The following is a 24,515-nucleotide window of genomic DNA, read 5'->3' as shown; positions in this document are numbered from 1 at the left end:
GCTAATCAAGGATGTAACTGAGCGAACCCCGGAATGCACTAGTGTGCATGAGGAGTGGAGTAAAGGAAACAGACGCAGAGTAGCGCCGTAAGTTGTAAAAAAATTGTGTGGTGGCGATAGCGAAAAGGATACACCTGTTCCCATGCCGAACACAGCAGTTAAGCTTTTCAGCGCCGAGAGTAGTTGGGGGTTTCCCCCTGTGAGGGTAGGACGTTGCCACGCAAGATTCAATATTATTCCGCAATAGCTCAGTTGGTAGTAGCGCATGACTGTTAATCATGATGTCGTAGGTTCGAGTCCTACTTGCGGAGTATTTTTTTTGTCTATAATCAAGTATTTATAGGAACGAAATTTGCCGCTTTAGCTCAGTCGGTAGAGCACTTCCATGGTAAGGAAGGGGTCACCAGTTCAAATCTGGTAAGTGGCTTCTGTCAATACAATCCAATTTAAAACTTGAAACAACTTAGAAAATTAATTCTAAGTTGTTTTTTCTTAGCATGAAATCTGCCTAAAGATAAGCTAATTCTATTAAGAAATTCTTAATATGCTGTATAATAGTTAAGTTAATGTTAAAATAAAGAGTAGATATAATAGAAAGGAATGATACTGATGGAATTTGAAAAATCTGAAAATCGTTTTTATAAAAATAATGAAGAAGGTAAAATGATTGCAGAGGTAACTTATGTACCAGCAGGTGATACTAAAGTAATCTTGGACCATACATTTGTAGATCCTTCTTTAAGAGGTCAAGGAATTGCAGGACAACTTGTAAAACGTGTAGTTGATGAAATGAGAGTAGAAGGAAAAAAAATTGTTCCACTATGTCCATTCGCTAAAGCTGAATTTGATCGTAAACCTGAATATAAAGATATTGAAGCTTAAAAGGTCTAGAGTTTAATTTTCTAGACCTTTTTTATTTTAAATTATTTTTTTAAATGATGGCTATAGGTAGCTACAACGATATTTTCTTTTGTAGCCAAAGCAGCTCTTAAGCGTAAACTCGTTTGATTATGGAGAATGTGCTGCCATGCTTTTTTTGGAATGAACTGAGGGATTAAAACAGTTGTTGTATAGCCTTTTTTAGTTGATTGAGCCTCAATCAATTTTACAAAACGTAAAACTGGATGAATAACACTTCGATAAGAAGAGTGAAGGTTAACCAAACGTATCTCTGGGTATTTCATTTTAAAATCATTATCAAATTCAGTTTCTTTATCAGGGTTATCATCAAAAGAAACATGCATAGCAATGACATTATCAGCAATGGTATAGGCGTAATTAAGAGCCTGATTTGTAACGAGAGTAATATTACTAATTAAAACAATAACAGTACTTCCTGTATAAGTTATCGGAACAGAATCTTCAAGTTTTAACTGTAATGCTGTTTTTTTGTAATGATCATGTATTTTATAAAAAATAAGGAGCATAATTGGCATAATTAAGAAGAAAGGCCAAATTTCATTTAAACGGTAGAAGAATAGTATAGCAAAAATAGCAAATGAAATAAGTGCTCCAATAAAATTTGAAATTGATTTAACTAACCAATTTTTAGGTCGCTCACGGTGCCATTTGACTAGCATACCTGTTTGAGATAACGTAAATGGGATAAAGACGCCAACAGCATATAGAGGGATTAAACGAGAGGTTTCACCATTAAATAATGCTATAAGTAGAATTGAACCAAGAGAAAGGGTCATAATTCCATTGGAATAGCCTAATCGATCTCCTTTTGCTAGATACATATGAGGCATATATTTATCTTTTGCTAAATTATAAGCTAAAACTGGAAAAGCTGAAAATCCTGTATTGGCTGCGAGAGCTAGAATAAAAGCAGTTGAAAATTGTAGCAAATAATAAAAGGCTCCATTACCAAAAATTGCTTTCCCAATTTGTGATAAGACAGTAACTTTTTCAGTTGGAATAATTCCATACCAATAATTTAAGAAGGTGATTCCAGCAAAGAAAAAACCTAATATTCCACCCATCAAGGCAAGTGTTGCTGCTGCATTTTTTGCTTGGGGTTTTTTGAAGAATGGAACAGCGTTGCTAATAGCTTCAACACCAGTTAATGAAGAAGATCCAGATGAAAAAGCTCTTAATAAAAGTCCTAAAGTAATACCAGGGACAACAGCTCCAACAGTTGCGGTTGCATGAAAAGGTGCTATTCCAAGAGCAATTTTTAGAAAACCAGTAATAATTAACAAAGTAATTACTGCGACAAACAAATAAACAGGAAACATTAAAAATGAAGCAGATTCTCTTAAGCCACGCAAGTTCATCGCAGTAATTAAAAATACAATTAAAATAGCCAATGGAACTCGTTGATTATATAAAGCAGGAATTGCAGAGGTAATCGCTTCTGTGCCCGCAGAGACGCTGACAGCTACTGTAAGCATATAATCAACTAAGAGTGAGCCACCAGCAATCAATCCTGATGTCTTACCGAGATTTTCACTAGAGACCATGTAAGCTCCACCACCATGCGGGTAAGCATGTATGATTTGTCGATAAGAAATAACAAGAGCTAGTAATAAGATTAAAACAAGGCCTGCTAAAGGTAGGGAATACCAAATTGCTCCAGTTGATAAAGTAACTAAAACTAAAACAATTTGTTCAGTTCCATAAGCGATTGAAGATAGTGCGTCTGAAGAGAGAAGGGCTAAGGCTTTGAAGCGGCCTAATTTTTGGTCACCTTCTTCAGAACTTTTTAATGGTTTACCAATTAAATAACGTTTTAAAACACTCCACATTTTTATTCCTCATTTTCTATAATAAATTTAAGCCACAATTTAAGAATTATATACCTCTTTTAATGCTTTAGCAAGCAGAAATAAGGAACGGATTAAAATGAAATAAGGGAGTAAGAAGAGTAAGAATAATTATATGAAATAAGAATTAAAAAACAACTAGATTGAAATTTTAAGGAAAATAAATGGGGATCACAATAAAGTGATATACGAGTGCTAAATAAAAGTAGAAATTTCAAAAAAAATAACTTTACAAGTAGCCAAATTTTTTATATAATAATTTTTGTGCTTCAAATAAAAATGGCCCGTTGGTCAAGCGGTTAAGACACCGCCCTTTCACGGCGGTATCACGGGTTCGATTCCCGTACGGGTCATAATGAGAATAAAAAAATACCTTAAGCTTAAAGAGCTTAAGGTATTTTTTATTGGAATCTAAGTTTATAAGAAATAAGAACGATCTCACTGCATTTCCATCAGATAGTGAGGTTATTTTTTTATTGATAATTGCGAGTAAACTCCCAAAATTCAGTCCCATCAGTTTTTTCGATAATTAAATGATCATTTTCTGTTAAGCGAACATAAAAAGTAAAATAGTTTGTATCACCTAAAATTAAACCTGCGTCATTTTTTGAATAACGATTTAACCAGCCTACAGGACTATTTTCAAATTTGAAGCCATACTGTGTACCAGTAATAGTTCTACTGCCATCTAAAGATTTCCAATTTCCTTGGTAAGATAAATCAATTACAATGGGATCAGTTTGTGCTGCTGAGGCTTCATCTGCTGTTAATTGGACTGGTATTTTTTCCACTGCAATATCATCTGAATTCTCTGGCATTTTTGTAATAGTTTCAGTATCCGTAGTTGGTTCAAGTATTTCAGGTTCAGGAGTAACGGCGTTCTCAGCTTCTGCAGCTTCTGGTTGAATGATAGTAATTGGACTTGAAGAATCTATAGTCGTTTTGTTTACTGGTGTAATTTCATTTTTTGTTAGGATTTTAGCAGGTTGCGGAGATTTATGTTTAGAAGTTGCCTGATTTTGATTGCTTTGAGAAAAACTTAGATAAATACTTAGTGAACAAATTAATACTCCTATGATTGCTAATGTTTTTACTTGTTTTTTCATTTCTAAACACTCCTTATTGTAAAATAGGTTATTCAATATCTTTAGTATAACAGCTTAAGTTACGAAGTCAATACTTATTTTACATTTGTGTTACAAATGTTTCTTTACTTTTCTATTGTGACAATTCTAAATGATTATTAAGTAAAAAGAATAAAAAATTGTTGTTTTTTTTGGTTTTCTTCAGTATATTAAGTAGTATAACTAAAAAATTAGAAAATGGTGAGATAATGGCGATAAAACAAAGTGAACAGTTGAATCGTAAAAACAATTTAATGATAGCAACTCTTTTTTTAGGTTACATTATGATTTATATTGATAAACTAGGAGTAGGGGTCGCATTAGTGCCTATTGCAAAAGAATTCAGTTTAAGTACTACTCAAACGGGGTGGATTATGAGTTCCTTTTTTGTTGGGTATACTTTAATGCAAATTCCAATGGGGTTATTGAATAATAAAATAGGTTCGCGAAAAATATTAGTTTTTTCTATTTTATTTGTAGCGATTTTTATGCTTCTATTTGGTCTAGGGAAAGGGTTAATTTATTTTATGTTGATTCGATTTTTAACGGGTGCAATTGCGCATTCAGGATACCCAGCTTCTTCTGGAAAAGAAATATCCCTAAATCTACCTTTAAATAAACGAACATTTGCACAAGGAATACTATTAGCTTCTTCTGGAATTGCTGGTATTGTGGGGCCTGTCATGGTTTCTCCCATGATAGAAACTATAGGCTGGCGTAAAGCGTACTTTGTTATGGCGGGCCTTGCCTCGCTCGTTATGCTCGTTTTACTTGTTTTTTTACCAAAAGAAAAACATACGAATGATAAGGTACTTCTTGATACTCCGTCTAAAAATAAAGTTCCATTGCTGAGTATTTGGAAAGATTCGCGTGTCTGGATACTAACGGTATGTGCCTTTTTTATAAACTCACTAGTTTATGGATTTACGAATTGGTTACCAACTTTTTTTACTTCTGCAAAAGGGATGAGTTTAACCGATGCAGCCAAAATTAATTCAATTGCTGGTATTTTTGCGTTAATAGGCGCGCTTGGCGGCAGCTATATTGTTGGGAGGTATTTTGCTGGAAAAGAAAAAATAGTTATTGCTATTTTTTGTATTGTTGGCGGATGTTCTATGCTAGGTGTGTATACATTTGACTCAATTATTTTGATTACGCTATTGCTAGGGATAGCGAATTTTTCTATGCTAGTCGCTTTTGTGACATTGATGAGTATCCCATTAAAGTTATTTATAAATGAACGCTTTTCACCAAGCTATGCTACTATTGGGACAGGTGGTGTCATGGGTGGAATCTTTGCTCCTTTAATAATAGGAGAATTAATTCGAGTATCAAATGGCAACTTCTTATCGACATTTATTTTCTTTATATTAATGGGGATAGGTGCTGCTGGTGCTATTATATTTTTAAAAATGAATCGACAAGGAGGAGCTATAAATGAATAGTCAAACAAATTTACCGATTGAGGATATGGTTAAATGGCGTCGACATCTTCATGAAAATCCGGAGCTTTCTTTTCATGAGGTTGAAACTGCTAAGTATATTTATCAACTATTAAAAACATTTCCTAATCTTGAATTAACAACGCCAACAGAGAACAGTGTAGTGGCAATTTTGAAGGGTGCAAAGCCTGGTAAAACAATTGCTCTACGTGCAGACATTGATGCATTGCCAATTGTTGAAGAAGCAGATGTTGCGTTTCCTTCTCAAAATGAGGGAGTTATGCACGCATGTGGACATGATACTCATACTGCGATGCTTTTAGGGGCTTGTAAAGTATTAACAAGCATGCAAGAAAAAATTGCTGGAACTGTCAAATTTATTTTTCAACCTGCCGAGGAAGTTCCCCCTGGAGGTGCTAAATTTTTAGTCGAAGCAGGAGTTATGAAAGACGTTGATTTAGTTTTTGGAATTCATATATTCCCTAAAATACCTGTAGGCGTTGTGGCAATTCGTACAGGTGCTTTGACAGCTGCAGCTGATATTTTCGAATTAAAAATTCAAGGGGTCGGTTCTCATGGATCAACTCCAGAATTAGCAATTGATCCTATTTTAGTTGGTGTAGAAATTATCACAAATTTAAATAATATTATTTCGCGAAATATTGCTGCTTTTGATAATGCGGTACTTTCAATTGGTGAATTTACTAGTGGAAATAGCGCGAATGTTATTCCTGATACAGCAAAAATTCAAGGCACCGTTCGAACGAATGATCCGGCTGTCCGCACATTGGTGAGAAAGCGTATTGAAGAAATAATTGAACATGTGACTAAAATGTATGGGGCTAGCTATGAATTAAATTATATTATGGGTTATAGTCCAGTTGTAAATGATTCAGAAGCGACTGAATTAGTCCGAAAAGCAGCTTTAAAAGTTGTTGGAGAAAAAGGACTCATCACAGCTCCCCAAATGATGGGAGGCGAAGATTTTTCTGCCTATACAGATGTTGTGCCAGGTTCATTTTTTGTTGTTGGAGGTGGTACAGCTGAGGAAGGCTGTGGTTATATGAATCATCATCCTAAGTTTAAAATTAATGAAGGTGCTTTGGCGGTTGGTGCTGAAATGGAAATCCAATTAATTACAGATTTATTAATCAATGATGAAGAATGAAGTGAAATAAGGTAAAAAGATTAACTACGGTTAGTCTTTTTTTTATGATGTATGTTAATGAGTGTTTGTTTATTTTTTATTGTCTAGTCTTTTGTTGATGTTTTTTAGTAAACTATGCTAAAATGAATGTAATGTTTTTTAAATAGATGCTAAATACGTTAGATAAAGAATAGAGGAGTGAGTCTAAAATGGATTATTCAAAAAAAGTTAGTTTTCCTTCAACTTTTTTATGGGGAAGCGCAAGTGCAGCCTATCAAGTAGAAGGGGCTTGGAATGTAGATGGTAAAGGGAAGTCAGTTTGGGACAACTACGCTAAAGTGCCTGGTGCAACCTTCCAAGGTACAAATGGAGATGTTGCAGTTGATCACTATCATCGATATAAGGAAGATGTTAAGTTAATGGCAGAGCAAGGGCTAAAAGCTTATCGTTTCTCAATTGCTTGGAGCCGTATTTTTCCTGATGGAACTGGGGAAATTAATGAGGCAGGTTTAGCTTTTTACGATCGATTAATTGATGAACTATTGAGCTATAATATTGTTCCTGTCGTGACTTTGTATCACTGGGATATTCCACAAGCCTTAATGGATGCTTATGGTGGATGGGAAAATCGTCAAGTTATTGAAGATTTCAATAACTATGCAGTTACTTTATTTAAACGTTACGGGGATAGAGTGAAGCATTGGGTTAGTTTAAATGAACAAAATATATTTGTTGGTTTTGGCTATCGTTATGGAAGTCATCCTCCGGCAGTTAAAGATGAAAAACGATTTTATGAAGTGAATCATATTGCTAACTTAGCCAATGCAAAGGTTATTCAATCTTTTAAAGCTTTAAATATTCCAGAAGCATTAATAGGACCAAGTTTTGCTTATTCTCCAGTTTATCCAGCAACGCCTAATCCAAATGATGTATTAGCAAGTGAGAATGCAGAAGAGTTGTTGGCACATTTTTGGATGGATGTTTATGTTTGGGGAGAATATCCTAAAGCGACAATGCACTATTTGAGTGAAAACGGAATAGCACCAACCATTTTACCTGGGGATATGGAGTTATTAAAAGCTGGGAAACCTGACTTTATGGGGTTAAATTATTATCAAACGACTACTGTTGAATACAATCCATTAATTGGTGGTGTAGGAGTAGCAGAAATGAACTTTTCTGGGAAAAAAGGGACGTCAAAAGATAGTGGAATTCCAGGAATGTATAAAACGGTGAAAAACCCTTATACTGAAACGACAGATTGGGATTGGACTATTGATCCACAAGGTTTACATGTAGCTTTACGCCGAATTGAAAATCGCTATCATTTGCCCATCCTGATTACAGAGAATGGACTAGGAGCGTTTGATACGTTAGAGTCAGACGATCAGATTAACGATGATTATCGAATTGATTATTTATCTCAACATGTATCGGCAATCCAAGAAGCTTTAACAGATGGTGTGGAAGTTTTAGGGTATTGTACGTGGAGCTATACAGATTTATTAAGTTGGTTGAATGGATATCAAAAACGTTATGGAATGGTTTATATAGACCGTGATGAACATGATGAAAAGACATTGAGACGTATTCCTAAAAAGAGCTATTTTTGGTTTAAAGAGTTGATTGAAAAAAATGGAGAACAAAATTAACAAGGTGTTAAAAAAGTCATTATGTTCCAATTAAAAGAATGATGGAAAAGGGCGTTTAGAGTATCGTAGACTTTACGAATACTTTAAACGTTTTTTATGTACAGTTCAACCACTATCTAAATCACCGACACTATCAAAAAGTTACATAAATATCGAGCTAGATCCATGTGCTGATTAAATAAATTAGAAACGTAAGAAAATATTTTTCAGACTACTAGGCTTAAATCATAGGACATTTTTTCTGTTTTTATCTTATTTATGGGTTTTCTTTAATGGAAGTAGGAATCGAATTTGTTGCCTTACATGTAAAAAAAATGGTATTCTCAACTTGAATTATAGAGTGTTTAATTTTTACTGATTAATAGAAGGTAAAGTCGAATGTAAACGACTATGGGAGCTAGTATATAGAATGGAGGAACAACATGAAACAAGCGGATAAAAATCAAGAAAAAATTATTTTGATTGGTGCGGGTGATGTAGGATCTAGTTACGCATTTGCTTTAGTTGCACAAAATATTGGTCGTGAATTAGGCATTATTGATTTGGACACAGGTAAAAGTGAGGGAGATGCCTTAGATTTATCGGATGGTCTAGCTTTTACATCGCCCAAAAAAATCTATGCAGCAACTTATGCAGATTGTAAAGATGCGGATTTAGTTGTGATTACTGCTGGAGCAGCACAGGCTGAAAATGAAACCCGCTTAGACTTAATTAAAAAGAATTTTAAAATAGCTAAAATCATAGTAGATCAAGTAATGGCTAGTGGATTTGACGGAATCTTTTTAGTAGCTAGTAATCCTGTTGATATTTTAACTTATGCAGTTTGGAAATTTTCTGGATTACCAACTCAAAGAGTTATCGGATCAGGTACGTCCTTAGATAGTGCTCGTTTTAGAGGAGCCTTAGCAGGGATAACTGATGTGGATGCCCGAGATGTGCATGCATATATCATTGGTGAGCATGGCGATACGCAATTTCCTGTATGGTCCCATGCTAATATAGGTGGTTTGCAAATTTACGAGTGGATGAGAGAGCATCCAGAAGTGACTGAGGAAAGTTTAATTAAATTAGTGACAGATGTCAGAGATGCGGCTTATAAGATTATTCAGCGTAAAGGATCAACTCACTATGGGATTGCGATAGCTTTAGCTCGAATTACAAAAGCTATTTTTGATGATGAAAATGCTATTTTACCACTCTCAGTTTATTTGGATGGGGCTTATGGGGAAAAAGATATATATATTGGTTCTCCAGCTGTCGTAAATCGAGAAGGAATTAAGTCTATTATTGAAATTCCATTAAATGATTTAGAAAAGCAAAAAATGCATGAATCTGTTTCGACGATTCGACTTATGCAAGAAGACGCATTTAAAAATCTATTATAAAAAGACGAGGCTAAAGAAATTTATCGGCAGTATTTTGGCCATTTTTCTTTAGCTTTTTAGAACTATTTGGAAAAAAATTGATTATTTGTAAAATAACTCTTGCGAACTACTCGAATCTGTATTATACTAATGGAGTTGTTGCAAATTATGCAGTTTTGAAATAAATATGCATTAAATACTTAAAAAAAGTATTGACAATTTTTCACCAATCCTGTTATAATAACTCTCGTTGAGTAGTATTATAATTTATATTCCTTAATTATGGAGGGGTAGCGAAGTGGCTAAACGCGGCGGACTGTAAATCCGCTCCTTCGGGTTCGGCAGTTCGAATCTGCCCCCCTCCACCATTATTGGGCTATCGCCAAGCGGTAAGGCAACAGACTTTGACTCTGTTATGCGTTGGTTCGAATCCAGCTAGCCCAGTTACTTAAATCTACTGTTTAAGATAGTAGATAGATACGAATAAAAATGCATAATTTTTATGAATATTCTAGTAAGATAAAATCTAAATAAATACAAATTGTCTGGTGGCGATAGCAAGAAGGATACACCTGTTCCCATGCCGAACACAGTAGTTAAGCTTCTTAGCGCCGAGTGTAGTTGAGGGTTTCCCTCCGCAAGAGTAGGACGTTGCCCGTCTTTTGTATATTATTTAGAGTCATTAGCTCAGTTGGTAGAGCATCTGACTTTTAATCAGAGGGTCGTAGGTTCGAATCCTACATGACTCATCACTAAGTGTTTACGACAGAATTGTCGTAGGCGCTTTTTTTTGCTATGGTTCTTGCTGCTTTAGCAGCTTAGAACCATAGTATGCATCGGCCTGAAGGGACGAATGTAATCGAATAATGTTTTGGTTTTTCAAGGTTCTTGCTGCTTTAGCAGCTTAGAACCATAGTATGCATCGGCCTGAGGGGACGAATGTAATCGAATAATGTTTTGGTTTTTCAAGGTTCTTGCTGCTTTAGGAGCTTAGAACCATAGTACGCATCGGAAATAAAGGACGAATATAAACCGGAAAAATGTTTTTATTTTTCATGAGAAGAAGCGTACTTCCCAATTTGTTTTAATAATTCTTTAATTTTAATAGGTTTCTTTAGGAAATATTAAGAGCTAAATGGTATAATTATATTCTGTATCAAACGTCCGTTATTCGATAGTTTAAAAATAAGAGTGAGTGACAATTGGATGAATTAGATAGAATAAAATAAAATTTTAAAGATATTTTATAGAAATTGAGGTTTTTTGATGAATAAAGAAACGAGAAGGAAGCAGATATTGTTTCAGGTAATAAGTTTAATTTTACCTTTGCTGATTTTAGTTCCTGTTTTTCTTAGTATGAAAGTGACGCCGTTTGGAGACTCTAATTTATTAGTCAGTGATTTGGGCACACAATATGTTCCTTTCTTTGCCTATTTTAAAGAAATGATTATTGGGGATGGAAGTCCGCTTTATTCATTTTCTAGTGGAATGGGGGATGATTTTTTACCTTTAGCGGCTTATTACTTAATGAGTCCTTTCAATGTCCTTTTCTTAGTGACTCCAAACGCTTATTTAGCTACAAGTGTTACGATTGTTATTATGCTGAAAATTTGTTTTATTTCAGGAAGCTTATTTTTTTATTTGAGTCAGACGTACCGAAAAGTTGAATGGGCGCAATTATTTTTTGCTTTAGCGTATGCTTTTTGCGGATTTGTAGGTATTTATCTATATAATATTATGTGGTTAGATGCTTTGATTTGGTTACCGATACTCGCCTTAAGTATTCATTATTTAGTTGAACAAAATAAAAAATTGTTTTATTGTTTAAGTTTATTTGCAGTAATTGTGAGTAATTACTATTTAGGCTATATGTCTTGTCTATTTGCATTATGTTACTTTATTTATTGGACAGCAAAAAAGACAGAATTTACTACTATTAAAGAGTATTTTAAGCAAACAAAAGTAAAGTGGCGGAATTTTATTGTTTATTCTGTGATTGGCGCAGGTTTAAGTGGCTTTATTTTAGTTCCAGCAGCGCTTGGTATGCTACAAACTGGAAAGTCCGCTGTTGATTGGCATATTTTTCTGCCCATACCACGTTTTGGTTTGGACTTTTTGGTTCAATTAGGTCTTGAAAATACTGGTTTTAATAGTCGCTTGGATCATCTGCCTACTATTTTCGTTGGTAGCTTTGTATTGATTTTAGCATTGAGTTACTTTTTTATTAAAACTATTTCTCGCAAAGAAAAATGGTTGAGTTTTTCTTTGATTGCTATTTTCTTTTTTAGTTTTTGGTTGCAGAGCTTTAACACTGTTTGGCACATGTTTCAACTAGCTGCAGGCTTCCCATATAGAAATACCTATATGTTAAGTTTTGTCCTTATTTTTCTAGCTTATGAAAGTTGGCAAAAACGATCAGATCTATCGAATAAAACGATTCTAAAAGTTACAGGGAGTTTAGTGGGATTACTAGCTATCGGTTATGGCTATAGCTGGTTAATTTTGCCTTGGTTAGTGAAGAAAAGTCAATTCTTTAAAGACTTACCTTTTCAATCAGCTGTGCCATTACAATTGTCGTTGTTTTTTATTTCAGTAGGTATATTTTTAATAATGGGGCTACTTTTAGTTTGGGTTAGAAATTCGAAAAAACGTCATTGGGTATTATTTTTAGCTTTATTTTTAGAGCTTGGATTTAATTTTTATAATATGTTAGGTGAAACACCGCTAGCTGACGAACCGCGTTTCCGTAGTGATATGACGAATTATAATTATTTAATCGATGAGATGAAGGCAAAAGATTCAGATTTATTTAGAATTGAAAATGCAATTAATGGAGTGGACAATGGCTACAATGAAAGTTTCCTTTATAGCTATAATAGTACACCTTATTATAGTTCTACATTGAATGAAAATTTAAGATTAAGTTTGGCTAGATTAGGTCTATTTAGTCGGAATGAACGGCGGATTAGTGATGTTGGACAGACACCATTTTTAGATTATTTATTTAATACTAGGTATAGCCTTGATGAGCCAAATCCAGAGGAAGCTGAATTCGCGATTGTCAAAAGTGATTTTGGGCAAATTGTGCCTAAAAATCCGAGTATGGCTACAAGTATTGGCTACACAGTTCCACTAGCATTTGCCGATGTAAAATTGAAGGATAACCAGCCATTTGCTAATCAAAATGCATTAGCTGAGAGCATATATGCATTCGACCAGCCACTTTTTGAACCGGCGGAAGTGATGCAGAGTATAGCACCAAATTCTTATTTTGTAACAGCGAAAGCAGATGGTCCGCTTTATTTGTATTTACCAAATAATCGACTAGAAAAAATTCAAGTATTTGTTAATCATGAAAAAATAGTGCCAAGAGTAAATATAAAAAATCAAGCATTGCTCGACTTGGGTGATTTTAAAAAGGGGACACAGATCTTACTTGATTTTTCTAGTTCAAAAACAATAAAAATGACAGGTGAAAATGTTCAGACTATGAATGGTTCCACCTACTATCAAACCATTCGGACTCTTGAGCAAAATCGTTTGATAGTTAGTGATTGGAAAGCTAGCAAAGTAGAAGGTAAGGTAAATGTTCAATCAGATCATGAACTACTTTTTGTTTCAATTCCGTATGATGAAAAGTGGAAAGCTAGCGTAGATGGTGAAAAAGTTAAACTCCAGAAAGTTGCAGGAAATTTTATTGGGATTCCAGTTTCTAAAGGGGAACACCAAATTGAATTAAATTACTCACCAGAAGGATTTCAAATTGGTAGTTTTATTAGCTACGGTGCATTAGCTGGTCTAGTTAGTTTGAGTTTAGTTGATTGGTATCAAAAAAGAAAACGAATAAAAAACAGAGCCAACTAATTAAATTCAGTTGCAATCAGGTTATAAAGTAAGATTTACCATAAGAATCATTGGAAATTATGGTATAATAAAAAATAATGGCACGTAGAATATCATGGAGGTGCATGTATGTCGATAGATTGGACACAACTATTTACGTGGCGAAACTTTTTTAATGTAATAGACATTTTAGTTGTATGGTTTTTTGTGTATAAATTAATCACACTATTAAAAGGGACGAAGGCAATTCAACTTTTAAAAGGAATTGCTGTCATTATTGTAATTAAGATGGTTAGTTTTCTTCTCAATTTAGAAACAGTTGATTGGCTTATGGATCAAGTGATATCTTGGGGAGTTATTGCGACTATTATTGTTTTTCAGCCAGAGGTTCGTCGTGGATTGGAACATCTGGGTAGAGGAGCTATCTTTGGCCGCACAAAACGCCAAGTTGACCCAACAAAACGTTTAATCGAAGCATTAGACAAATCAGTGCAATATATGGCGAAACGTCGTATTGGTGCATTAATCTCAATTGAAATGGAAACTGGTCTAGATGAGTATATTGAAACAGGAATTCCTTTAGATGCTGATATTTCAGGTGAGTTACTCATCAATATCTTTATTCCAAATACTCCGTTACATGATGGTGCAGTGATTATCAAAGACTATAAAATCGCAGCAGCAGCAGGTTATTTACCGCTTTCTGAAAGTTCATTAATTCCTAAAGAATTAGGGACAAGGCATCGCGCTGCTATTGGATTGAGTGAAGTGACCGATGCAGTAACGATTATTGTCTCAGAAGAAACGGGCGGAATCAGTATCACCCGCAATAGCGAGCTTTTAAGAGATTTAACTCAAGAAGAGTTCGTAAATTATTTGATTAAAGAGATTGTTGTGAAGGAAGAAGAGCATAAAAAGAATCCTATCCAAGTTTTCATTGATGGTTTTTCTAAAAAGGAGGACTCTAAATGATTGAAAAAATTTATAATAGTCCTTGGTTTCTTAGAATTGTTGCCTTAGGCTTTTCATTGCTACTTTTTGGATATGTTAATTTTGAAAAAAATGGACTTTTAAATACAAATGATGCTGCAAGTAGCTTAAACCCAAGAGGGAGTGAAGTAATTTCTAACGTTCCTGTGTATGTGGATGTTGATCACGACAAATATTATGTTTCAGGGGTTCCTCAAACGGTTTCTGTGAAATTAGAAGGATTAAAAAGTATTATTAGTCAAACTGTTACTTCCCAAAACTTTAAAGTGGTGGCGAAAAACTTAACTAAATTAGGTGTTGGTGAACATACAATCCAACTGACTCCAGAAGGTTTTAGTGACAAATTAGGGGTTTCCGTTACTCCTAGTGAAGCTAAAATAACAATTGAAAATAAAAAAGTGAAAACATTTGATGTGAACGTTGAATTTAATGATGCACTTTTAGCTAGAGGCTATGAATCAGGTACACCTGTTTTAGATAAAAATACTGTTGAAATTTCAGGTGCTGAATCTGAAGTTGATAAAGTTGCTACTGTTAAAGCTGTCGTTTCAGTTGAAAATGGTGTGAAAAAAGATATCAAAACAAAAGTTGCGGTTCAAGTCGAGGATGCCGATGGTAACAGTTTGGATGTTGTTGTGAATCCAAGTGAAGTGAGTGTAACAATTCCGGTAATAGCCGCTAATAAAGATTTGCCGATTTCTTTAAATCAAACAGGTACACCTGTTGCAGGCAAAACTTATCGTTTAAGTTTGAAAAATGATATTTCTACGATTAATGTTGCAGGGAAAAGTACAGATTTAGATGAATTTACTAATTTCGTAGTGAATGTTGATGTAACAGGAATTACGGAAACAACGACCAAGGAAATTGCTCTTTCTTTACCAAGTGGAATTAGTTCAGTCAGTCCTCAAACCGTTCAAGTAGTGATTACAGTTAGTAATACTTCAAATGGTAGCAGTAGTGGTGGATCAGGCAATAGTCCACCACCAGAATCTGGTAATGGGTCGTCAAGTAGCAGCTCAAGTAGTGAATCGAGTAGTGAGTCTAGTAGTAGTAGTTCTGCTGAGAGTGAGTCAAGCAGCAAAGATTCTAGTCAAGTATCTAGTAAAGAAACCGATTAAGTCCTTTTTCTAACAAATAGAAAAAGTTTCTAGTGGGTTAAACGCAAGCAGATTAAAATGACAAAGGAGAAATTAAAATATGGGAAAATATTTTGGAACTGATGGTGTTAGAGGGGTTGCCAATTCTGAATTAACACCGGAGTTAGCATTTAAATTAGGTCGCTTTGGGGGCTATGTATTGACACAGCATTCAGAAGGGGCAACACATCCGCGCGTTTTGGTTGGTAGAGATACACGAATTTCAGGACAAATGCTAGAATCTGCATTAGTTGCAGGGTTACTTTCAGTAGGGATTGAAGTGATGCAACTAGGCGTAATTTCGACACCTGGAGTGGCATACTTGACTAGAGTTCAAGGTGCAGCAGCTGGAGTTATGATTTCAGCTTCTCATAATCCGGCACCAGATAATGGTATCAAATTTTTCGGATCAGACGGTTTTAAACTATCGGATGAACAAGAGCTTGAAATAGAAGCATTATTAGATCATGAGATAGATGATTTGCCAAGACCAAGTGCAGTTGGATTGGGAACAGTTGATGAGTATTTAGAAGGATCATTAAAATATACTCAATTTTTACAACAAACAATACCAAGTGATTTGGCTGGAATTCAAGTCTGTTTAGATGGTGCAAATGGAGCAACAGCTCCGTTATTAAATCGCTTATTTGCAGACTTGGAAACGGATTTTGATGTGATGGGAGCATCACCAAATGGTATTAATATTAATGATGGTGTTGGATCAACACACCCTGAAAAATTAGCTGAATTTGTTTTAGAAAAAGGCGCAGATGCTGGATTAGCATTTGATGGCGATGGCGATCGAGTAATTGCGGTTGATGAATTAGGACAAATTGTTGATGGCGATAAAATCATGTATATTTGTGGAAAATATTTAATGGAAAAAGGTCGTTTAAAGAAAGATACAATTGTGGCGACTGTTATGAGTAATTTAGGCTTCCATAAAGCGGTTGAATCAGCAGGAATGACAGCTTTACAAACACAAGTTGGTGACCGTTATGTCGTTGAAGAAATGCGCAAAAATGGGTACAATTTTGGTGGAGAACAATCAGGTCATATGGTTTTCTTAGACTATAATACAACTGGAGATGGGATGCTATCAGGAATTCAGTTGTTGAATGTCATGAAACAAACAGGTAAAAAATTATCTGAACTAGCTGCGGAAGTTTCAAACTATCCACAAAAACTAGTTAATATTCGTGTAAGTGATAAAGATGGCGCAATGGATGTGCCAGCAATTAAGGCGATTATTGATGAAGTTGAAAAAGAGATGAATGGTGATGGACGAATTCTAGTTCGTGCAAGTGGAACAGAACCACTTTTACGAGTGATGGGCGAAGCACCAACAGAAGAAAAAGTAAATTTATATGTAGATAAAATTTCGGATGTTGTGAGACAAGAAATTGGTCTAGCAGAATAAAAATTTTATAGAATAAATTGAGAGACGAAGTTTTTATAACTTCGTCTTTTTTTCGCATAAAACAGACTATTTTAAGGACATTTCCATGTAACGTATAATTCGTTTTGAAGGTATACCAATTTTTTTAAGGTGTTGATTATTATTGACAAACAAATCGGTATAGTTTAATATTAATCTTGCTTCTAGTTAGTGATTTTATATAAAGGAGAGTAGTGTACCAATTTTAATAAGGATAGCGCCAGGCCTTTATTTCATGTTAGGAACATTCCACAAGATGAAGGTGACGAGGAGAGAGCTTATCGAAGGATTCGGCGGATGGCTCTAGGCTAATGTAGTCTATAAGAACTAAAAAAAAAGTAAGGCAACTTACTAACAAAAATAGTTCTATGCATCTAGAAGCGAAAAAACAACTAATAGAAAGTAGGATTTTAATTTATGTGTGGGATTGTCGGATTTATTGGAGAGCAAGATACGAAGGAAGTATTGTTGCAGGGGTTAGAAAAATTAGAATATCGAGGATATGATTCAGCTGGGATTTATGTAGTTGATGAAGGTGGAGCAGGTCATTTATTTAAAGAAAAGGGCAGAATTGCTGCATTACGTAAAATTGTTTCAGACGATGTTGCTGGAACGAAAGGCATTGGACATACACGATGGGCTACTCACGGTATTCCTAGTGTTAATAATGCGCATCCTCACCAATCAACTAGTGGTCGATTTACATTAGTGCATAACGGGGTTATTGAGAATTATAGAGAGGTGCGGGACGCTTATTTGACAGATGTTGATTTTGTTAGTGAAACGGATACTGAGGTCATTGTTCAATTAATTGCTTGGTTTGCTGAAAATGAAGGCTTAGCTACGTTAGATGCATTTAAAAAAGCGATTGTTACATTGAAAGGTTCTTATGCTCTAGCTTTAATGGATTTAGAAAATCCAGATGCTATTTATGTTGCTAAAAATAAAAGTCCATTATTAATTGGAGTAGGCGAAAATTTTAACGCCGTATGTAGTGACGCCATGGCAATGATTCAAGTGACGAATCAATTTGTTGAACTGATGGATGGCGAAGTTGTTACGGTGACTAAGAATGATATTTCAATTGAAAATCTGGCTGGAGAAAAGATAGATCGAGCATCTTATACAGCTGAAATTGATTTAAATGATTTAGAAAAAGGGACATATGCTTATTATATGTTGAAAGAAATTGATGAACAGCCTGCAGTTATGCGAAAAATCATTCAACATTATCAAGGAATGGATGGGAAGTTGGCCATTGATTCAACTATTACTCAAACGTTATTAGACAGCGATCGAGTTTATATTGTTGCTTGTGGTACTAGCTATAATGCAGGTTGGGCTGGAAAACAATTAATTGAAAATTTGGCTGGAATTCCAACAGAAGTTCATTTATCAAGTGAGTTTGGGTATAATATGCCTTTACTGACTAAAAAACCATTCTTTATCTTTTTAACACAAAGTGGTGAAACTGCTGATAGCCGTCAAGTACTAGTGAGAATAAATCAAATGGGATATCCAACATTGACTATTACGAATGTGCCTGGATCGACATTATCGAGAGAAGCACAATTTACTTTATTGTTGCATGCTGGTCCAGAAATTGCTGTGGCTTCAACGAAGGCATATACAGCACAGATTGCTGTCTTAGCCATTTTAGCTGATATAGCAGCTAAAGCTAAAGGTTTGTCTCAAACAGTTGATATGGCCCATGAAATTGGGATTGCAGCAGCTGCGATGGAGGCTATTGTCTCGGATAAAGAGCGTTTAGAAGAATTGGCGGCAGATTATTTAAGTATTAGTCGCAATGCTTTCTATATAGGTAGAGGATTAGATTATTATGTTGCTATGGAAGCAGCATTAAAATTAAAAGAAATATCTTACGTTCAAACAGAGGGTTTTGCTGCTGGGGAATTGAAGCATGGTACAATTGCTTTAATTGAGGAAGGAACGCCAGTCATTGCGATTATTACTGAAGAATCGATTGCAGGACATACTCGTGGAAATGTTTCAGAGGTGAACTCTAGAGGTGCTCATAGTTTAGTCATAGCGATGGAAAATGTAGCACATGAAGATGATCAATTTGTTTTACCGCAAGTACACGAATTGTTAACACCGTTAGTGAGCGTTGTTCCAACGCAACTATTAAGTTACTATACGAGCTTACATCGTGGAAATGATGTTGATAAACCAAGAAATCTAGCTAAAAGTGTAACTGTTGAGTAAAGCATAAAAATAAGAACCCTTTTTATTAAAAAGGGTTCTTATTTTTTTCTAGTTAGAGCAATTTAGATTTTTTACACCTTGTTATAATTAGGTTCTAAAAACCTGCTCTGTCTTAAACTTCAACAAGTGCCTTCAGTTTATTCTGAGCAAAACGGATTTTCTTACATCTTGTTATAAACAAGTAATTGTAGAAATGGTACAATAGAGAAAAAATAAAGTTGAAACGAATGTGAGGTGTGTCTTAAATGGAGTTATTAAAAATAATGGAACCTTATATTACCGGGACAACATCAATTTTAGGCATATTTTTTATCCAAGTTATGTGGATAACTATTTTTAGAGTTACTTTGAAAGAAAAAATGACTGAAAAAAAATATCATTATTTGCTTGAGTTGAGCTCTGGGATAATAATGAGTATTTTTTCAATTTATTTGTTGTACATGTCGCAAAAAGAAAATTATTACTATTTATATAGTAATTTACGCTTAGTTATTATTTTGCTTCCAACAATCTTTATTAGCGCTCGTGTTTCTTTTATTTCTGTTTTTCTTGCAGGAGTATTTAGCTTTTTTATTAATGGGATTACACTCGTATCTGTAGCTTATATCGTTACCTTTAGCGTCTTTCTTTTGACCGTTGCTATAACGAAGAAACTAGTTAAGGGGAATCAAATTAAACTCTTTTTTTTAAGTTGTCTTTTTGTAATTCCAATTTGGTTTGCTGTTTATTTTATTAATTTTGATGGTGTTCATGTTTATTCTTTGGATTACATGGTACCCGACTATCTAAATTTTGTTATTATTAGCAGTATTACTTTTTTTAGCGTTCGCTATTTAGCTTATTTATCTGAACACTTTTTTCAAACAATGGCGGATAATTTAACAGATGAACTAACAAAATTAGGAAATTTAAAAGCATTTAATCAACTTTATCCAGTTCTTTTTCAACAGGTTGAAAAAAATAAGTATCAGTGTAATCTGATTCTTTTTGATATTGATCATTTTAAACAAGTAAATGATACGTATGGACATTTAGCAGGTAATTATGTGTTAGTAGAGTTAGCCAATCTGCTAAAACAAATGTCAGTAACACACTATGGAAATCGGGTATTTAGAATTGGAGGGGAAGAATTTGCATTGTTGATTGAAAATGAATCATTAGAAGAAACTTTAAAAATAGCAAATGAAATTTGTGACGCTGTAGCAAACTATCCTTTTTATTATGAAGGTCGAAGAATTAAAGTATCAATTTCATTAGGTGTGGCATGCTCTGTAGGAAAAGAGAATCAAAGAGAATTTTATATGAAAGCGGACAAGGCTCTTTATCAGGCTAAAGAGTTAGGACGTAATCAAGTTAGTTATTGGAAAGAATAGGTACTTATTTAGCTTATAAAGTGAAAAATTTGATTAAAATAGGAGTTATTTTAATCAATTAAAAGAAAGTTAGGCATTTATATTGCGTTACTTACTTTTTTAATGTAAAATTACTGAATCACTAAAAATGTTTTTTTATCCTCATTTTTAGGACAAGCGTTGGAAAAAGCGACTTGTCTGAGACCTTTACTCTTATGATGATAGTCTTTTCCCGTCATAGGAAAAGCAAAACAAAGGGAGGATTTATTTATGACAAATCTTTACATTATTATTATTTTAGCTTTATTTGCAGCGGCTATTTATGGCTTTTATTGGATGCAAAAGAAACATGTGAAATTTTCGACACGTGTTTTCTCAGCGTTAGGAGCAGGGATCGTATTAGGTGCCATAATCCAAGTCATTTTAGGTGCAGAAAGTGAAGTGACGATTGGAGCTATTAGTTGGATTAACATTGTTGGGAATGGATATGTTTCATTGCTACAAATGTTAGTTATGCCACTAATTTTTGTTTCAATTGTAGGTGCATTTACTAAGTTGGGTGTATCGAAGAATTTAGGTAAAATTAGTTTCACCGTGATTGGAACATTATTAGCAACAACAGCAGTAGCAGCACTCATTGGAATTTTAAGTGTGTTTATATTTAATTTGGATGGTGCAACATTTGTCCAAGGCGAGGCTGAAACGGCTAGAATTGAAGCGTTAGGTGAGCGTCAAGAAGCAGTAGAAAATTTAAGTATCCCAGAACAAGTAGTTAGTTTTATTCCAACAAATGTCTTTGCTGATTTATCAGGAAGTCGTTCAACAAGTACGATTGCTGTCGTCATCTTCTCAGCATTTATCGGAATTGCTTATATGGGAGTCAATAAAAAAGATCCAGAGACGGGCGAATTTTTCGCTAAGTTGATTAATAGTTTATATAAAATTGTAATGCGTATTGTTACGTTAGTTTTACGTTTAACACCTTATGGAATTTTAGCATTAATGATTAAAGTAACAGCAACAAGTGATGTACGAGCAATTTGGAATTTAGGTAAGTTTGTTTTGGCTTCGTACTCAGCTTTAGCAGTAGTCTTTATTATGCATTTATTAATTTTGTTGGTAGTTAAAGTTAATCCTTTAAGCTACATTAAAAAAGCTTCAACAGTTTTAGGTTTTGCTTTTACTTCACGCTCAAGTGCTGGAGCAATTCCTTTAAACATTGAAACACAAACAAAAGCTTTAGGTGTTGATGAAGCAAGTGCTAACTTCGCTGCAAGTTTTGGTGCTACCATTGGTCAAAACGGATGTGCTGGTGTTTATCCAGCTATGTTAGCAGCTATTGTTGCTCCAACAGTCGGAATTGATGTGTTCAGTCCGCTGTATATTTTAACTATCATTGCTGTTGTAACGATTAGTTCATTTGGTGTAGCTGGTGTTGGTGGTGGAGCAACTTTTGCTTCATTAATCGTACTGGGTTCATTGAATTTACCAATTGCTATTGTAGGGTTAGTTATTTCAGTAGAGCCGTTAATCGATATGGCAAGAACGCTAGTTAACGTTAGTGACAGCATGATTGCTGGAATTGTAACGTCAAAAAGAATTAAAGAATTTGATGAAACAGTTTTAAATGATGAAGCAGCAGTAATCGAATCTTCAATATAGAATAGAGTATAAAAAGCTCTTTTGAGCTATTAAATTCTGGCAGAAAAATAGGAAAATCCCTGCAAAGTATCTATTTACTTTGTGGGGATTTTCCTATTTTTCAAATGTTTTGAAAAATTTAAGGGCTCTAATAAAATGTATCCAAGATATTTAGTTAAATTTGAAAAAGTTAATTGACAAAATAAAAAGAAGGATTATAATTTAATTAACAGTTGATGGTTTTTTGATTATAAAATGATTTTGTTTATTTAATTATTTTTTGAAATCAAAATGCTATTTTCTATTAGAAATTTCAGATATATTAAATAGACAATAAGAAAGGTGGCTTAATTGAAAAATACAAAATAAATGAGAAAAGAGTCTTTCAATGCCAGTTGTAGATTTTAATTTACCTTTAAATTTTGATTTTTAAATATATGCTACTTCTAAGTTCAATGGAAGAAGAACATAAATATTCCTTTGAAGAAATTTAATCTGTAGATGTTGCAACTCGTAATGATTTAAATATTTTAATTAGAAAAGAGCTGATGATTAAACAATTCAATTATTCTTGAGTTAGAGAATAGTTCAAATAGAGAGTTATTACTTATCAAAAGTAATTACAAAATAATACCATTCAACAGTAAATTGTTCACAATTACGGATGAATATCTAGAACCCTACTATATTTTTATAGTTCTTCTTGCTGAAACATTGTGAATTAATAAACAAATCTAATAGTTGGACTATATTGTTTAGTCACTGAGACTGATGCTTTTAAATATTATCATAAATTTGTCGCATATCTAAATATACTTAATTATGTTGTAATGAAAAAAATATCTACTAGCAGAAATGTATATATACAATCTTTTACCAGAGGAGGATTTATGAAACTAAATATTATTAACTTAACAAAAAGTTTTAGGAAAAATATATTTTTTTATCAACAAAATTTAATGATTGATTTTGATAATCAGCTTATTGCATTTATTACCGGAGAAAATGGTACAGGAAAATCTACCTTAATGAAAATAATTTCTGGAATATTAATGGTAGATTCTGGTGAATTTCAAATTGAGAGTAATGTCAATTATTTTAAGTGGAGTAAAGAAAATTGCTATTACATGCCTGCAACAGAAAGAGGGATGACCTACAAATTGACAGGTAGAGAAAATATTTATTATCTATGTTCATTAAAAGGTTCTAAAAAAGAAGTGATTACAAATAGACTAAAATATTATACTACTTTGTTTGATGCAACAGAAATTTTAGATAAAAGAGTAGAGGAATTATCTACCGGCCAAAAAAGGAAAATTCATTTATTATCAGCCTTTTGTTCAAATTGTAAAGTACTCCTTCTGGATGAACCTTCAGTTGGATTGGACACATACAATTTAGGCCTGTTAGAAGATATTTTAATTAAAATAAATAATGAAAAAAAACAGAAAATTATTCTGGTTTCACATGATCAAGACATCAAAAAAAAATTAATGGGAGAAGAAATATATGTTAACAAAAGCAAAACTATTATAATGAAAGGAGAAGGAAATTTATGAAGTTTCTTTATTCAATTATTGGAACCATGAAAGCAGATGTCATAATTTTATTTCGATACCGAAAAAGTATTATATCAGACATTATTACATTTTTGGCATTGTACCTTGGTATAATAATATTTAATGATGCTTCCAATTTTTCTGATTTCTATAACGTTCAAATTAGTGACGGACCTATATTATTACTCATTGGGTACATTTTTTGGACTGTTTCCAATATAGCCCTCAGCTATTCATCATCAATAATAGTTGGTGATGCTAAATCTGGTATGCTAGAGGTAAAATTACAGGGAATTATTCCTTATCCTGTACTTTCATTTTTTTCTGTTTTAGTTTCTATAATAGAAAGTATTATTGTATTGTTTTTTGCTTGCCTAATCTCATTAGTCATTGGATATATAGAATTTACACATATTCCATTTATTCTTCTTTCAATAGTACTCACAATACCGTCTATCATCGGAATGTACGGTGTTGGGCTAATTCTTGCAGGCTTTGCTTTAAAAGAAAAAAGCATCGGACAATTTGTATCGATTGTTTCTGCAATTTTACTGTTTTTATCAAATACACTTATATTAAATTTACCTAACTATATCTATATAATACCTTTTACTTCAGGGATTGATATAAGTAGAAATTTATTTTCAATAGGGGTATTTGATAGCTATCTATTTATTATTTATATCTGTGTATGTTCATTATGGCTAGTAGTAGGTATATTAATATTTAATATACTTTTGAAAAAAGAAAGAACACAAGGTAGTTTTGATAGCTTTTAGTCAGTTAATAATTTAAAAGTGTTCTATGATCAGATAATATAGTTGCAATGA

General features: G+C 33.7%; 16 protein-coding genes, 6 tRNA genes and 2 rRNA genes. 22 read left to right on the top strand and 2 right to left on the bottom strand.

Annotated features, from left to right (window positions below; all coding sequences use genetic code 11):
• The first annotated feature begins 106 nt into the window (after window positions 1-106).
• The 4 genes from rrf (MHI00_RS13905) to MHI00_RS13890 all read left to right on the top strand — a co-directional run bounded on the left by rrf (MHI00_RS13905) (window position 107) and on the right by MHI00_RS13890 (window position 882).
• Window positions 107-222: ribosomal RNA gene (rrf, locus tag MHI00_RS13905) — 5S ribosomal RNA — on the top strand.
• A gap of 15 nt (window positions 223-237) precedes the next feature.
• Window positions 238-311: transfer RNA gene (locus MHI00_RS13900), tRNA-Asn, on the top strand.
• Window positions 312-354: 43 nt separating this feature from the next.
• Window positions 355-427 (top strand) — tRNA-Thr (locus tag MHI00_RS13895).
• Between the two features lie 182 nt (window positions 428-609).
• Window positions 610-882: a GNAT family N-acetyltransferase gene (locus tag MHI00_RS13890; RefSeq protein ID WP_010049766.1), complete on the top strand. Its 273-nt coding sequence runs from the start codon at window positions 610-612 to the stop codon at window positions 880-882.
• A gap of 41 nt (window positions 883-923) precedes the next feature.
• Here MHI00_RS13890 and MHI00_RS13885 read toward each other — a convergent pair whose 3' ends face one another.
• Window positions 924-2,750 carry an APC family permease gene (locus tag MHI00_RS13885; protein WP_341114361.1) on the bottom strand — a complete coding sequence of 609 codons (1,827 nt, stop codon included), beginning with the start codon at window positions 2,748-2,750 and terminating at the stop codon, window positions 924-926.
• Between the two features lie 299 nt (window positions 2,751-3,049).
• On the opposite strand from MHI00_RS13885, the gene MHI00_RS13880 reads away from it, so the two are divergent.
• A tRNA-Glu gene (locus MHI00_RS13880) sits at window positions 3,050-3,121 on the top strand.
• A 120-nt stretch (window positions 3,122-3,241) separates the two neighbouring features.
• On the opposite strand, the gene MHI00_RS13875 is transcribed toward MHI00_RS13880, so the two are convergent.
• Window positions 3,242-3,874, bottom strand: a complete 633-nt coding sequence (locus tag MHI00_RS13875) for a hypothetical protein (protein ID WP_317944573.1) — start codon at window positions 3,872-3,874, stop codon at window positions 3,242-3,244.
• Window positions 3,875-4,101: 227 nt separating this feature from the next.
• On the opposite strand from MHI00_RS13875, the gene MHI00_RS13870 reads away from it, so the two are divergent.
• The 17 genes from MHI00_RS13870 to MHI00_RS13790 all read left to right on the top strand — a co-directional run bounded on the left by MHI00_RS13870 (window position 4,102) and on the right by MHI00_RS13790 (window position 24,464).
• Complete coding sequence (locus tag MHI00_RS13870; RefSeq protein WP_341114357.1) at window positions 4,102-5,337, top strand: MFS transporter; 1,236 nt, start codon at window positions 4,102-4,104, stop codon at window positions 5,335-5,337.
• Complete coding sequence (locus MHI00_RS13865; RefSeq protein WP_015075543.1) at window positions 5,330-6,502, top strand: M20 metallopeptidase family protein; 1,173 nt, start codon at window positions 5,330-5,332, stop codon at window positions 6,500-6,502. The genes MHI00_RS13870 and MHI00_RS13865 overlap by 8 nt, the downstream gene beginning before the upstream one ends.
• Before the next feature lie 188 nt (window positions 6,503-6,690).
• Entirely contained in the window at window positions 6,691-8,133 is a 1,443-nt protein-coding gene (locus MHI00_RS13860) for a glycoside hydrolase family 1 protein (RefSeq protein ID WP_341114351.1), read from the top strand.
• Between the two features lie 422 nt (window positions 8,134-8,555).
• Entirely contained in the window at window positions 8,556-9,518 is a 963-nt protein-coding gene (locus tag MHI00_RS13855) for an L-lactate dehydrogenase (protein WP_010049779.1), read from the top strand.
• Window positions 9,519-9,781: 263 nt separating this feature from the next.
• Window positions 9,782-9,865, top strand: a tRNA-Tyr gene (locus MHI00_RS13850).
• Window positions 9,866-9,869: 4 nt separating this feature from the next.
• Window positions 9,870-9,941, top strand: a tRNA-Gln gene (locus MHI00_RS13845).
• Window positions 9,942-10,041: 100 nt separating this feature from the next.
• Window positions 10,042-10,157 (top strand): 5S ribosomal RNA (gene rrf, locus MHI00_RS13840).
• Between the two features lie 16 nt (window positions 10,158-10,173).
• Window positions 10,174-10,246, top strand: a tRNA-Lys gene (locus MHI00_RS13835).
• A 517-nt stretch (window positions 10,247-10,763) separates the two neighbouring features.
• Complete coding sequence (locus MHI00_RS13830) at window positions 10,764-13,361, top strand: YfhO family protein (protein WP_341114347.1); 2,598 nt, start codon at window positions 10,764-10,766, stop codon at window positions 13,359-13,361.
• A 108-nt stretch (window positions 13,362-13,469) separates the two neighbouring features.
• Window positions 13,470-14,312, top strand: a complete 843-nt coding sequence (gene cdaA / locus MHI00_RS13825) for a diadenylate cyclase CdaA (RefSeq protein WP_010049781.1) — start codon at window positions 13,470-13,472, stop codon at window positions 14,310-14,312.
• Entirely contained in the window at window positions 14,309-15,451 is a 1,143-nt protein-coding gene (locus MHI00_RS13820; RefSeq protein WP_015075546.1) for a CdaR family protein, read from the top strand. Before cdaA ends, MHI00_RS13820 begins: the two co-directional genes overlap by 4 nt.
• A gap of 79 nt (window positions 15,452-15,530) precedes the next feature.
• A complete protein-coding gene (gene glmM / locus MHI00_RS13815) occupies window positions 15,531-16,889 on the top strand; it encodes a phosphoglucosamine mutase (protein ID WP_341114345.1) in 1,359 nt (452 codons plus the stop codon).
• Window positions 16,890-17,324: 435 nt separating this feature from the next.
• On the top strand, window positions 17,325-19,133 hold the full coding sequence (gene glmS / locus MHI00_RS13810; protein ID WP_341114343.1) for a glutamine--fructose-6-phosphate transaminase (isomerizing): 1,809 nt from the start codon (window positions 17,325-17,327) through the stop codon (window positions 19,131-19,133).
• Between the two features lie 245 nt (window positions 19,134-19,378).
• Window positions 19,379-20,506 carry a GGDEF domain-containing protein gene (locus MHI00_RS13805; protein ID WP_057001757.1) on the top strand — a complete coding sequence of 376 codons (1,128 nt, stop codon included), beginning with the start codon at window positions 19,379-19,381 and terminating at the stop codon, window positions 20,504-20,506.
• Window positions 20,507-20,755: 249 nt separating this feature from the next.
• Window positions 20,756-22,147, top strand: a complete 1,392-nt coding sequence (locus MHI00_RS13800; RefSeq protein ID WP_010049787.1) for an L-cystine transporter — start codon at window positions 20,756-20,758, stop codon at window positions 22,145-22,147.
• 869 nt (window positions 22,148-23,016) lie between these two features.
• Entirely contained in the window at window positions 23,017-23,685 is a 669-nt protein-coding gene (locus MHI00_RS13795) for an ATP-binding cassette domain-containing protein (RefSeq protein WP_341114337.1), read from the top strand.
• Entirely contained in the window at window positions 23,682-24,464 is a 783-nt protein-coding gene (locus MHI00_RS13790; protein ID WP_015075552.1) for an ABC transporter, read from the top strand. The genes MHI00_RS13795 and MHI00_RS13790 overlap by 4 nt, the downstream gene beginning before the upstream one ends.
• The last annotated feature ends 51 nt before the right edge of the window (window positions 24,465-24,515 follow it).

This window comes from Carnobacterium sp. FSL E2-0243, from assembly GCF_038003605.1.
GTDB lineage: Bacteria > Bacillota > Bacilli > Lactobacillales > Carnobacteriaceae > Carnobacterium > Carnobacterium maltaromaticum.
Note: the sequence above shows the minus strand (reverse complement) of the source record. Positions and strands in the feature narration are given on the sequence as shown.